Origin of the sequence: Rhizobium sp. 11_C7_N12_5 (assembly GCF_051811145.1) — a bacterium.
Lineage (GTDB): Bacteria > Pseudomonadota > Alphaproteobacteria > Rhizobiales > Rhizobiaceae > Rhizobium > Rhizobium lusitanum.
Genome location: NZ_JBPWPY010000001.1, coordinates 1,860,899 through 1,873,880, shown reverse-complemented (window position 1 = coordinate 1,873,880; position 12,982 = coordinate 1,860,899). Strand labels below are relative to the sequence as shown.

11 protein-coding genes are annotated in these 12,982 nt (G+C 61.0%); 6 read left to right on the top strand and 5 right to left on the bottom strand.

The window, feature by feature from the left end; translation table 11 throughout:
- Positions 1-348 precede the first annotated feature (348 nt).
- The 4 genes from AB8B29_RS09300 (at position 349) to AB8B29_RS09285 (ending at position 6,795) form a co-directional block, all read left to right on the top strand.
- Positions 349-1,515 (top strand): efflux RND transporter periplasmic adaptor subunit, encoded by a 1,167-nt coding sequence (locus AB8B29_RS09300; protein ID WP_047639870.1) that lies wholly within the window; start codon positions 349-351, stop codon positions 1,513-1,515.
- Complete coding sequence (locus tag AB8B29_RS09295; RefSeq protein WP_047639869.1) at positions 1,512-4,667, top strand: efflux RND transporter permease subunit; 3,156 nt, start codon at positions 1,512-1,514, stop codon at positions 4,665-4,667. The genes AB8B29_RS09300 and AB8B29_RS09295 overlap by 4 nt, the downstream gene beginning before the upstream one ends.
- Positions 4,668-4,917: 250 nt before the next feature.
- Positions 4,918-5,931 (top strand): flagellin N-terminal helical domain-containing protein, encoded by a 1,014-nt coding sequence (locus tag AB8B29_RS09290; protein WP_113119343.1) that lies wholly within the window; start codon positions 4,918-4,920, stop codon positions 5,929-5,931.
- Between the two features lie 195 nt (positions 5,932-6,126).
- Entirely contained in the window at positions 6,127-6,795 is a 669-nt protein-coding gene (locus tag AB8B29_RS09285) for an OmpA family protein (protein ID WP_037202877.1), read from the top strand.
- A 59-nt stretch (positions 6,796-6,854) separates the two neighbouring features.
- Here AB8B29_RS09285 and AB8B29_RS09280 read toward each other — a convergent pair whose 3' ends face one another.
- Entirely contained in the window at positions 6,855-7,262 is a 408-nt protein-coding gene (locus tag AB8B29_RS09280) for a DUF2000 family protein (RefSeq protein WP_037202692.1), read from the bottom strand.
- Between the two features lie 35 nt (positions 7,263-7,297).
- Here AB8B29_RS09280 and AB8B29_RS09275 point away from each other — a divergent pair, with 35 nt between their 5' ends.
- A complete protein-coding gene (locus AB8B29_RS09275) occupies positions 7,298-8,173 on the top strand; it encodes an AraC family transcriptional regulator (RefSeq protein ID WP_113084857.1) in 876 nt (291 codons plus the stop codon).
- 7 nt (positions 8,174-8,180) lie between these two features.
- Here AB8B29_RS09275 and AB8B29_RS09270 read toward each other — a convergent pair whose 3' ends face one another.
- The 4 genes from AB8B29_RS09270 to AB8B29_RS09255 all read right to left on the bottom strand — a co-directional run bounded on the left by AB8B29_RS09270 (position 8,181) and on the right by AB8B29_RS09255 (position 11,069).
- Positions 8,181-8,906 (bottom strand): amino acid ABC transporter ATP-binding protein, encoded by a 726-nt coding sequence (locus tag AB8B29_RS09270; protein WP_037202691.1) that lies wholly within the window; start codon positions 8,904-8,906, stop codon positions 8,181-8,183.
- On the bottom strand, positions 8,884-9,543 hold the full coding sequence (locus AB8B29_RS09265; RefSeq protein WP_037202690.1) for an amino acid ABC transporter permease: 660 nt from the start codon (positions 9,541-9,543) through the stop codon (positions 8,884-8,886). Before AB8B29_RS09265 ends, AB8B29_RS09270 begins: the two co-directional genes overlap by 23 nt.
- Positions 9,540-10,211, bottom strand: a complete 672-nt coding sequence (locus AB8B29_RS09260) for an amino acid ABC transporter permease (protein WP_037202689.1) — start codon at positions 10,209-10,211, stop codon at positions 9,540-9,542. The genes AB8B29_RS09265 and AB8B29_RS09260 overlap by 4 nt, the downstream gene beginning before the upstream one ends.
- Before the next feature lie 63 nt (positions 10,212-10,274).
- Positions 10,275-11,069, bottom strand: a complete 795-nt coding sequence (locus tag AB8B29_RS09255) for a transporter substrate-binding domain-containing protein (protein ID WP_037202688.1) — start codon at positions 11,067-11,069, stop codon at positions 10,275-10,277.
- Between the two features lie 353 nt (positions 11,070-11,422).
- Between AB8B29_RS09255 and AB8B29_RS09250 the strand changes: the two genes are divergently transcribed.
- Positions 11,423-12,835 (top strand): FAD-linked oxidase C-terminal domain-containing protein, encoded by a 1,413-nt coding sequence (locus tag AB8B29_RS09250; RefSeq protein WP_113119342.1) that lies wholly within the window; start codon positions 11,423-11,425, stop codon positions 12,833-12,835.
- Positions 12,836-12,982: the final 147 nt, after the last annotated feature.

Sequence of the window (12,982 nt, the reverse complement as noted above, 5' to 3'; positions counted from 1 at the left end):
TGTAATGATTCTACCCTGAAAGGCAAAAGAAACGGGCTGAAAATAGAACAAAAAGTGCACATTCACAGGCAAAGCAGGTAACGGGGAGGCTGTTCCCGCATCTGAACGGGAGATGTGGGAGTGCGAATGAAACGCCTCGTTGTCTGCGGAAATATTACAACTTTGTCATAGTCTGCGGCAAAGCTTGCCGCATATGTATAAAAAAACGATATTGCAGAAAATCGGGCACAATCGTGCGTTATGAAGCCAACCCGAACTTGGCCTCGGCAAGCGCGCTTGACGCGACGAGGCCATGCCAAACCGACGACGCGATTTCATCGCCTCTGACACAACGAGCCGGAGACGTGCATGACCGCCTGGAAGCAGCTTTCCTTGTGTTTTTTCTTGCTGGTGGCGGGTCTTGCCGCCGCCGTGGCCTTCGTGCCGGGCTCAGCCGGCCTGTTGCGGGGGGCTGGCGTTCCGGAAGCCGTGGTGGCGGTTGTTGCGCCCGGCAAGAGCGACAATGGCGAGAAGCAGGCTAGTGCTGCCAATGGCGGTGCACGCCGCGGCCAGAATGTGCCGCTCGTCGTTACGGAGCCGGTGGTCGGCGGCATCGTCAATGACCGCCTCAGCGCCATCGGTACAGGCGACGCCATCCGTTCGGTCGTCGTCATGCCGCAGGCAGCCGGCACGATCCGGGAAATCCTCATCAAGTCCGGCGATCGGATAAAGCAAGGACAGGTGTTGGCCCGCCTCGACGATGACGAGCAGGTCATCGCTCGCGGCCAGGCGGAAGTAGCGCTGAGGAGCGCATCCGAGAAATCCCAGCTCTATCGCAATATCAAGTCCAGCGTGTCGCGCATGGATGTCTTCGATGCCGAGATCGTCGAGCAGGGCGCCAAGCTGGCGCTGCAATCGGCGGAACTCGCCTTGAAGCGCCGCGATATCGTTGCGCCGATCGACGGCATCGTCGGGATCGTGCCGGTCGTCGTCGGCGACAACGTGACGACGACGACGAGCATCGTGACACTGGACGACCGCTCCGAGATCCTGGTGGACTATTGGGTGCCGGAACGCTTCGCCAATACGGTCAAGGTCAATCAACCGGCGGAAGCGACATCGGTTGCGCTGCCGGGGCGCGTCTTCACCGGTGTGGTCGAGGCGGTAGACAATCGTATCGATGGCGCCAGCCGGACCTTGCGCGTGCGCGCCCGCATCGACAACGCCGCCGATGAGCTGCGGGCCGGCATGTCCTTCAATGTCGGCATGCGCTTCTCCGGCGAAACCTATCCCTCCGTCGATCCGCTTGCGGTGCAGTGGGACGGAGAGGGCGCGCATGTATGGCGCGTTGCCGACGGCAAGTCGTCGAAGGTGCGTGTCAGCATCGTGCAGCGCAATCCGGATGCCGTCTTGGTCAAGGGCGATCTTCGCGATGGCGATCTCATCGTCATCGAAGGATTGCAGCGTGTGACCGAAGGCGGCGACGTTCGGTTTGCGCGCGATGTCGCCCAGGCCTCGGAGGTCATCACGCAATGACGGGGCAGGGCGATGAGATGAAGGAAGCCGGCGCGGGTTCGGGCAAGCAGTCCTTTACCGCGCTTTTCGTGCGCCGGCCGATCCTGGCGTTGGTTTTCAATACGCTGTTGGTCGTTGCCGGCCTTGCCGCTTATGTCGGCGTCGAGGTGCGTGAGCTGCCGGATGTCGACCGTCCCGTCGTCACGGTGCGAACCGTATTCGACGGCGCGTCGCCGCAGACGGTGGATCAGGAGCTGACCAAGGTCATCGAAGGTGCTGTCGCTCGCGTCAGTGGTCTGAAATCGGTCTCCTCCAGCTCGTCCTTCGGACAGAGCAGGGTGACGCTGGAGTTCTCCGACGCCACGGATCTCTCGGTCGCCGCCAACGACGTCCGCGATGCCATCGGCCGCATCACCGAGCAATTGCCCGATCAGGCCGATGCGCCGCAGATCGTCAAAGCGGATTCGGATTCGCAGCCGATCATGCGCCTTGCCGTAACCTCCAGCACGTTGACGATGGACGACCTGACGCAGCTCGTCGACAAGGAGATTACCGACCGGCTGGCTTCGGTCGAAGGCGTTGCCGATGTCGAGCTTTACGGCGATCAGGAGAAAGTCTTCCGGATCGATGTCGATCAGGCAGCGCTGGCCGGACGTGGTCTGACGATCGGCGATCTGACGACCGCGCTTGCGACGGCCGCGCTCGACGTGCCGGCGGGGTCGCTGAAAAGCGCCCGTCAGGATATCGTCGTGCGCGCTACGGCTGCGCTGCAGACGCCGGAGGATTTTGCGCGGCTGATGGTCAAGGACCGTGTGCGGCTTTCCGATGTCGCTACCGTAACGCTCGGTCCGCGCGACGGGACGACCGCGCTGCGCTCCAACGGCGTGCAGGGGATCGGCCTCGGCATTATCCGTCAGGCGCAGTCGAATACGCTCAATATCTCGGAAGGCGTGAAGTCTGTTGTCGCGCAACTTTCGAAGTCGCTGCCCGAGGGGACGCGTATCGTCATCACCAGCGATGATGCCGTGTTCATTCAGGGAGCGATCCACGAGGTCGTGCTGGCGCTCATCCTTTCCGCGCTGATCGTCACCGTCGTTATCTATCTCTTCCTGAGAGACTGGCGGGCAACGCTGATCCCGGTCGTCACCATGCCGGTGGCGCTGACGGGTACGCTCGCCGCGCTCTACATGGTCGGTTTCTCGGTCAATATCCTGACGCTGCTGGCGATCGTACTTGCCACCGGCCTCGTGGTCGACGACGCCATCGTCGTGCTGGAAAACATCGTCCGTCGCAGGGCCGAGAAAATCGGGCCGCGGGCCGCCGCCGTGCTCGGCACGCGCGAAGTCTTCTTCGCCGTCATTGCGACGACGGCCACGCTTGCTGCGGTGTTCATTCCGCTGTCGTTCCTGCCGGGGCAGGTGGGCGGCCTGTTCCGCGAGTTCGGCTTCGTGCTTGCCTTCTCCGTCGGCCTGTCTTCGATCGTGGCATTGACGCTTTGCCCCATGCTCGCGTCGCGCATGCTCACCAAGGAGATGCGCGAGGATCACGGCATGCTCGGCCGTTTCGGCGAGCTGTTTGCCGCCATCTATCGTCGGACGCTGCGGGCCTGTCTCAATGGGCCGCTTGTGGTCATCGTCTTCTGCGCCCTGTTCTCGGCTGCCGCCGTCTTGGCATTCATGAATGTCAAAAGCGAACTGACGCCAAACGAAGACCGGGCCATGGTCATGCTTCGCCTGACCACGCCGCAGGGGGCGGGTCTCGATTACACGAAGGATCAATTGCAGCGCGTCGAGGAGCGGCTGCAGCCGCTGATGGATAGCGGCGATATCCGCAATATCTACGCAATCTCCGGCATGAACGGCCAGAAGAATAGCGGTTTCATGGTGCTGACCCTGGCGCCATGGAGCGAACGTCATCGCACGCAGCAGGACATCGTTTCCGACATCAACCGCGCCACGGCAAATGTGCCGGCCCTGCGCGGCAACGTTATTCAGGCCAACAGCCTGCGCATTCGCGGCGCCGGCAGTGGCGTGCAGATGGCGCTTATCGGCAATAATCATGAGGCGCTGACTGAATCGGCACTGAAACTGGTGCAGGCGCTCGATGCAACGGGCCAGTTCGACACGCCGCGTCTTAACAACGAACCGACCCAGGCCCAGGTTTCCGTCGCCATCGATCGCGAGCGCGCTTCCGATCTCGGGGTCGATATTACAGGTCTTTCGGTCGCGCTGCAGTCGCTGCTTGAAGGGCGTTCCGTGGTCGATGTCTTCGTCGCCGGTGACTCCTATCCGGTGCTGCTGACCTCGACGATGCGCCCGATCGACGATCCGACCGATCTTGAGAACGTCTATTTGAAGACCGGCGACGGCAAGATCGTGCCGATGTCGGTTATCGCATCCTTGAAGGAGAATGCTGTTGCGCCGCAGTTGACCCGCGAGCAGCAGCTTGCGTCGGTTGCGATCACCGCCGGCCTCAAGAACGGCATGTCGCTCGGCCAAGCCGTCGAAGAGGTGACGAGGATCGCGGCACCGCTATTGCCGCCTGGCGCGCGGTTGATGCCGTTGGCGGAAGCGGCAACGCTGGAGGAGAATTCCAGCGGCATGGCGCTGACCTTCGGCTTTGCCATCGTCATCATCTTCCTGGTGCTTGCTGCGCAGTTCGAAAGCGTGCTGTCGTCGCTGATCATCATGTCCACGGTGCCGCTTGGCCTTGCCTGTGCCGTTTTCGCGCTTGTCATTACCGGTTCGAGCCTCAACATCTACAGCCAGATTGGGCTGGTGCTGCTTGTCGGCGTGATGGCGAAGAACGGGATACTGATCGTGGAATTCGCCAACCAGCTTCGCGACAAGGGCGAGGGCGTGCGCGAAGCAATCGAAAAGGCCTGCGCGCTCCGCCTACGTCCCGTCATGATGACCATGATTGCGACCATCCTCGGTGGCGTGCCGCTGGTGTTTGCCGAAGGCGCGGGCGCGGAAGCGCGCATAGCGCTGGGCTGGGTGATCGTCGGCGGGCTTGGTTTCGCGACCCTGGTGACGCTTTACATCACGCCCGTCGCCTATCTCCTTATTGCCCGCTTCGCCAAGCCGCAGACACATGAGGAGCAACGCCTGCATGAGGAAATGTCGGACGCGGCGCTCCGCGCGAAGCTGGCCGATCTCCGAGCTGCGGAATGAAAGTCGAGCACGGGTGAGTTGCGCCCGCTGCAGCTTCTGCGCTTATTTATGGCAAATCATGCGTTACGATTAGCGGTTTATTAAGCATGTTTGCTAATGATAGTGACCTGTAACCGCCGGAATTCAGGTGTTGTTTTTGCCTGGCTTCCCGTTTGCCGACACTCTCGGCCCGCGCGCATGAGCGCCCGCGGCAAGGTTCCAATGTCTCATTGTATTTGTTGCGTATTGTTGCGTCCGGAGTTCGTGTGCCGTGAGTATTTTTTCGACTTTCATCAGGGTCAGTCCCTCTGTGAATACAGCGCTGGAAGTGCTGAGGGACACCCAGGTCAAACTGAACAATGCCGAACGGCAGATGTCGTCCGGTCTGCGTGTGCAGACGGTGAAGGACGACGCTACATACTGGAAAATTTCGACTCTGACGCGCACCGATGTCGGCGCCATTTCGGCGGTGCATGATGCGCTTGGCCTTGCCGCATCCACGGTCAGCACTGCCTCCACAGGCGTCAGCAGCGCAATCGACATCGTGACGCAGATCCGAACGAAGCTTGTCAGCGCCTTTGAGACGAGCGTCGACAAGACGAAGCTTAATGACGAGATTACCGAACTCAAGCAGCAGCTTCGCAGCGTCGGGGAGTCGGCAAGCTTCAACGGCGTCAACTGGATCGTATTGCAGGACGGCGAAGACCCGACAGAGCCGCACCAGGTGCCGGGCTCTCTCATCCGCCACACCAACGGAAGCATTTCGATCGGCATGCTGAACTACGAGGGCGTGGCATCGACGGGAGGCACCATCGTCCCAGCGGATGCGCGATACCTGATCGACGATCAGTCGAGTGGAACCGGCGGCTACGGCGTGCTGACCTCGACGGCCTTTGCGACGGATGCCGGGGCAGCGAAGAACTATGTGCTGATCGACAGCAAGAATGGCGACACGAGCGGCCAGGTGGAAATTTCACTCGATGCGAATACGACGAAGGGCGCTATCGTCGATATGGTCAATACCGTTACGGCGATGTTGCAGCAGCTCAATATGATCGGCTCGGCCTTCGGCTCCCTGGAGACACGCATCAACCTTCAGAGCCAGTTCGCCGGCAATCTCAGCGATTCGTTGACGAGCGGCGTCGGCAAGCTCGTGGATGCCAATATGGAACAGCAGTCGAGCAAGGTATTGGCGTTGCAGACCCAGCAGCAGCTCGGGCTGCAATCGCTTTCGATCGCCAATGCGAGCTACAATACCGTTTTGCAGCTCTTCCAGAATCTCTGACTGTCGGGGGTACATCGCAGCGGGGTGAAACGGGTTGATGTCAGCCCCGCAGATCGCGGGCGGCGATTGGTTTCCGCAAAAGCTGTGCCTTTGCGCTATGCACAGGGGACAAAGGTCCGGATAAGATTTCTCTTCATCATATTGCCGCAATGCTTCATATCTGGTGCGGCCATCGAACCGGAGAGCGACGATTCTATGATCAAGAAAATTGCCATCCTTGCCCTAGCGGCAGGTTTTTTGAATGCATGCACCACGACTGACCCCTATACGGGCGAGCAGAAGGTGTCCAATACGGCGGGCGGTGCAGCACTCGGTGCCGGCGTCGGTGCGGTTGCCGGTCTTCTCATCGGTCATTCCCCGGCTTCGCGCCGCAATGCCGCGCTGATCGGCGCCGGCGTCGGTGCGCTCGCAGGTGCCGGCATCGGCAACTATATGGACCAGCAGGAATCGGAGCTGCGCGCGCAGCTGCAGGGCACCGGGGTTTCGGTTACCCGCGCGGGTGACCGCATCATCCTGAACATGCCGTCGGCGATCACCTTCGATGTCGACCAGGATGCGATCAAGCCGGAGTTCTTTGCGACCCTCAATTCCGTCGCCATCGTCCTGCGCAAGTTCAATCGTACGCTGATCGACGTCAACGGCCACACGGATTCGACCGGCAGCCTGCAGCATAATCAGGATCTGTCCGAGCGCCGTGCCGGCTCGGTTGCCTCCTACCTCGGCAGCCAGGGCATCGACCAGCGCCGCATGTCCGCCATCGGCTTCGGTCCGTCGCAGCCGGTCGCGTCCAATGCAAACGAAGCTGGCCGCGCCCAGAACCGCCGCGTCGAGATCCAGATCGCACCGATCACTCAAAACGGCTGAGTCTTTTCAACCAGTGCGGCCGGGTCTCACGATCCGGCCGTTTTTCTTGCGCGCTTTTATCACGCGTGCATGCTTGCTCCCTTGGTGATCTTGTCGACGATCTTCTTGTCGGCGCGGATCGCGATGCCGACGACCTTGGCATCTTCAGGAGCGAATTCGGAGAAAACGGCGCGATTGGCGACGTCGTGACCGGTCGCGAACATCTCCTCGATGAATAGCGAAGAAGTGACGCCGCGTTCCAGCGAACGGCGATGGATGGTCGCGATGCTGTCTTCATTGGCCGAGAGGACGATGATCGGCTGGATCGATAATGCGTTGTAGACGTTGCCGGCACGATCGCGATAGGGTTCGCCGATGATTTCCGGACTTTGTCCGGCAATGCCGCTTGTCAGGAACGCGGTCACATTCAGCTTTTGCCAGGATTGAAGATCGTTTCGCAGAACGATGGCGATTTTGGTATCGAACATTGGTGGTCACTTTCATGCAGTCTGGACATGGGACATTGCGCGGGGATGTAGCCGTAGAGACCTTCGAGCGTCTTGAACGTTTGTGCGTGACGCCGGAGGCGAACCGCATCCTGTCGGCGCCCCCCTATCCGGGTATCGAGCGCATCCAGGCACAGTTTCGCGGCGATGCCTTCGAACTGCATCGGCACGATACCTATGCGCTTGGTGTCACCATGCGCGGCGTGCAGACCTTTCGTTATCGTGGCGAGCAGCGCAATAGCCTGCCGGGGCGGGTGATCGTCCTCCATCCGGACGAACTGCATGATGGCGGTGCTGCAACCGATGACGGCCTCGTCTACCGCATGCTCTATCTGGAGCCTTCCGTGCTGTTTCAATGCCTGGAGGCTGCCCGTATCGGGCTGCCCTTCGTCGACGAACCCGTCATTGAGGACAAGCGCCTTGCCGGTCTGCTGCTGGCGGCACTCGGCGAGCTCGATCGCGAACTGGATGAGCTCTTTGTCGACGATTTCGTCTCCAGCCTTGCTGACGGCCTCGTGCAGCATGCGCGCTTGCCACAGAGGCCGTTGGGCAGCATCGCCTGGGGGCAGGCGAAGGCAGCGCGGGACTATCTCGAAGCGCATGTCACGCGCGACGTGCGTTCACAGGAACTCGAGCGCATCACCGGCCTCGACCGTTTTGCGCTCGCGCGGCATTTCCGCGCCGCCTTCGCGACCAGTCCGCACCGCTTCCTGCTGATGCGGCGGCTGCAGCAGGCGAAGGTGATGATCGGCAACGGCGAGTCGATCGCCGAGGTTGCCGCCGCGACCGGTTTTGCCGATCAGAGCCATCTGACGCGGCATTTCAAGAAAGCCTTCGGCATCGCACCGGGCGCATGGGGCAACATGGTGCGGGGAGCCGGACAGCGAAGCTGACCGGCCCTCAGTGAAATCCGAGGAACTGCTTGAGCTCCGGCGTCTGCGGATTGGCGAAGACTTCGCCCGGCGGGCCGATTTCATGCACTCGGCCCTGGTGCATGAAGACGACGCGGGAGCAGACGTCGCGGGCGAATTTCATTTCGTGCGTCACCATCAGCAGCGTCATTCCTTCGCTTGCCAGCTCGCGCACGACGGCGAGAACCTCAGCCACAAGCTCCGGGTCGAGGGCCGACGTGATCTCATCACAGAGAAGCGCGATCGGCTGCATGGCGAGCGCCCTGGCAATGGCGACGCGCTGCTGCTGGCCGCCGGAGAGCTCGTCCGGAAAGGCGTCGAACTTGTGCCCGAGACCGACGCGGTCGAGCATGCGGCGTGCCATGGTTTCGGCTTCGGCCTTGGCGATCTTTTTGACGACCATCTGCGACAGCATGACGTTGCGTCCCGCGCTCAGATGCGGGAACAGATTGAACTGCTGAAAGATCATGCCGACCTTCAGACGTAATGCTTTCAGATGCAGGTCATCTGGCAGAAGCTGCGCGCCTGCAACAGAGATCGAGCCGTCGTTGATTGTCTCCAACCCGTTGATACAGCGCAGCAGCGTCGATTTGCCCGAACCACTCTTGCCGATGATGGCGATGACTTCGCCCGGCTCGACATCGAGGTTGATGCCTTTCAGGACTTCGTTGCTGCCAAAGCTTTTGCGGACTTCAGTGACCTCGATGAGCGACATTGAGCTTCCTTTCCAGGATCTGGCTGCTTTTCGACAGCGGCCAGCAGAGGGCAAAATAGATGAGCGCGACAAAGCCATAAACGGTGAATGGCTGGAAGGTCGCGTTGGTGATGACGGTGCCGGCCTTTGACAGCTCGACAAAGCCGATGATCGAGGTGAGGGCAGTGCCCTTGACGACTTGCACGGAGAAACCGACCGTCGGCGGCACGGCGATGCGCAGCGCCTGTGGCAGGATGACATAGCGCATCTGCTGGATATAGCCCATGCCGAGGCTGGCGGAGGCTTCCCATTGCCCCTTGGCGACGGCCTCGACGCAGCCGCGCCAGATCTCGGTGAGGAAGGCGGACGACCAGAGGGTCAGCGCTGCGCCGGCGGCCAGCCAAGCCGGCACGTCGATGCCGAAGAGGCCAAGGCCGAAGAAGGCGAGGAAGAGCTGCATCAGCAGCGGTGTGCCCTGAAACAGCTCGACGAAGTATTTGACTGCGATGCGACCGGCCTTGCGCTTGCCGATGCGAAGGAACAGCAGGATCGCGCCGACGATGGCGCCGCCGGCAAAGGAGACCAGCGACAGAAGTATCGTCCAGCGCGTGGCCAACAGCAGGCCGCGGAGAATATCCCATGTGGTGAACTGGATCATCGGCTGGCCCTGCGTGGAAAGATCAATGCGCCCACGCCCGCGAGCGTCTGTCGGAGCAGGATCGCCAGCCCCAGATAGATCGCCGTGGACACGAAATAGGCTTCGAAGGCGCGGAACGAGCGTGACTGGATGAAGTTTGCCGCGAAGGTCAGATCCTCTGCCGCGATTTGCGAGACGACCGATGAACCGAGCATGACGATGACGACCTGCGACGATAGCGCCGGCCAGATGCGTTGTAGGGACGGCACGAGAACGACATGGCGGAAGGTCTCGAACGGCGTCATCGCGAGGCTCGCGCCGGCTTCGAACTGGCCACGCGGCGTTGCCTGTATGCCGGCGCGGATGATCTCGCAGCTATAAGCGCCGAGATTGATGACCATGGCGAGGTTGGCTGCGGTCATCTCGTTCATCTGGACGCCGATGCCGGGCAGGCCGAAGAAGATGAAGAAGAGCTGGATCAGGAAAGGCGTGTTGCGGATCAGCTCGACATAGGTTGCAACGACGGGCTTGAGCCAGCGTGGGCCGAGCGCGCGCGCCCAGGCGCAGGCGATGCCGAGGATGATGCCGAGCACGGCGCCGATCAGGGTCAGCTCCAGAGTGACAAGGATGCCCTTGATCAGGACGGGGTAATATTCGGCGAGCCAGCCGAAGTCGAAATGATAGCGCATGGGAAGATACCTCGCTCGGACGGACCGCGCCGCCAGCCAGTGGTGCGGTCCGTCGTGCGTTGATCAGAAGCCGGCGGGAAGATCGGCACCGAGCCACTTCTGCGATATCTTGTTCAGCGTCCCATCGGCCTTGGCGGCGGCGATGATCTCATCGACCTTTTTCTGCAGGGCCGGCTCGCTCTTGTTGAAGCCGATGTAGCAGGGGGAGTTGGTGATGAGGAATTTCATCTCGGGCTTTTTCGGCGGGTTTTTGGCGAGGATTGCCGCCGCGACGACGTTGCCCGTCGCGATCAATTGCACCTGGCCGGAGAGGAAGGCGGAGATGGTGCCGTTATTGTCTTCATAGCGTTTGATCGTCGCGTCCTGCGGCGCGACCTTCGTCAGCGCCAGATCCTCGATCGCGCCACGAGTGACGCCGATCGTCTTGCCGGAAAGGTCCTCCGGCTTGGTGGCGGCGATGTCGGCGGGGCCGAAGATCCCGTTGAAGAAGGGCGCGTAGGCGTCGGAGAAATCGATGACGGCCTGGCGTTCGGCATTCTTGCCGAGGCTTGAAATCACCAGATCGACCTTGTTCGTCTGCAGATAGGGAATGCGGTTGGCGCTGGTGACCGGCACGAGCTCGGTCTTCACGCCAAGTTTTTCGCCGATCAGGTTGGCCATGTCGATGTCATAACCCATCGGCGCCATATCCGTGCCGACGCTGCCGAAAGGCGGAAAGTCCTGCGGAACGGCGACGCGGAGCGTGCCGCGCGATGTTATGTCGCTCAAGGCATCCGCCCGGGCTGTGTGCGGGGCGGAAAGCGATCCCGTCGCGAGCATCGCGATGCCGAGTGCCATGAGCAATTGTCTGCGCTTCATCGAGTGTCCTTCCAATCGGGCTATGTGAAAGCTGGAGGGCAAAACGCAAGACCCATGCCAGTCGCCGGCACGACGTTCATCTCAGGCGGCTGCCGGTGTCCTCGCGAGAGGGGTTCGTTTTCGATGGATAGTTTGCCGGCGCTTGCCTAAAAAATACGCATTTTAAGGTCGCGGCGTTTCTTTGCACGTGTCTATCCGGGGCGCTGCAAACGGGTACTCATGCAATAGAAGCAAGGGGCGATGTGGCGCGAGAACGGTGGATCATTTTCATGGCTGGACACCGCCACATCTATGTCCCATAGAACCGACAAAAGGTTAACGTCCTTTGACGCTCGCGATGGGAGATTCGGAAGATGGTGCTGGCTGATGCTAAGGCGGGAAAACGCAACGAGGCGGGGATATCAGCCGTTCTCGGCATTCTGAAGCAGACGTTCGGAGAGCGCTTCCAGACCGGCGAAAGCTTCCGCGCCCAGCATGCCCATACGACCACCTATATTCCCGCGCAGCTTCCCGACGGCGTGGTTTTCGCCGAAACGCGCGAGGACGTGCAGGCTGTCGTCAAGGTCTGCGCCGAGCATAAGGTGCCTGTCATCCCCTTCGGCACGGGCTCTTCGCTGGAAGGGCAGGTGAATGCACCACAAGGCGGAATTTCCGTCGATTTCAGCCGGATGAACCGGGTTCTTGAAGTGAATGCCGAGGATCTGGATTGCACCGTCGAGCCAGGCGTGACCCGCGAGGAGCTCAACACCTATCTTCGTGACACCGGTCTGTTCTTCCCGATCGATCCCGGCGCCAATGCCTCGATCGGCGGCATGGCGTCCACTCGCGCCTCGGGCACGAATGCGGTCCGCTACGGCACGATGAAGGACAACGTGCTGGCATTGACTGTCGTTACCGCCAATGGCGAGGAAATCCGCACCGCCCGCCGCGCCAAGAAATCGTCCGCCGGCTATGATCTGACCCGGCTGTTCGTCGGCGCGGAAGGAACGCTTGGGGTGCTGACGTCGGTGACGTTGCGCCTGCAGGGAATTCCCCAGAAGATCGCCGGCGGCGCGTGCGCCTTTCCCGATATCAAGGCGGCATGCGATGCCGTCATCATGACGATCCAGATGGGCATTCCCGTTGCCCGTATCGAGTTGCTCGATGCAATGCAGCTTCGGGCCTGCAATCGCTATTCCGGTCTGACCTTTGACGAGAAGCCCACGCTTTTCCTCGAGTTTCACGGCACCGACGAGACCGTTGCGCTGCAATCGGCACAATTCGCCGAGATCGCAGCCGAGTGCGGCGGAGGTGAATTCCTTTGGACTGTTAATGCGGAGGAGCGCAACAAGCTCTGGAAGGCGCGGCATGATGCCTATTGGGCAGCGCGCGCCCTTGCGCCTGACCTGGCGGCACTGTCGACGGACGTCTGCGTGCCGATATCGCGGCTGGCCGAATGCGTCGCGGAGACTCAGGCCGATATCGAGGCGAATGGATTGTTGGCGCCGATCGTCGGCCATGCCGGCGACGGCAATTTCCATGTGCTTGTCCTGTTCGACGACAAGACCTCGGAAGGCATCGCGACGGTCGAGGCTTTCGTTGCCCGCCTCAATGCGCGTGCACTGGCCATGGATGGCACCTGCACAGGCGAGCATGGCGTGGGGCAGGGCAAGATGTCATTCCTTGAACAGGAGCTTGGCGATGCCGTCGATTTGATGCGACAGATCAAGGAAGCGCTCGATCCCGATGCCATTTTCAACCCTGGTAAGATATTCCATACGCATTGAAAGGTGGAGCATTCCCATGATCTTGGCTTGCTACCCGCGTGAATGGCGCTAGGCTTGAGCCACCCTTTTCTGACCTTTGTCATGGAAAGCGGCCAGGATGCGCTAGATCACGCCGCATCGTTCGGGAAAAATGATGCGATTTTGCAA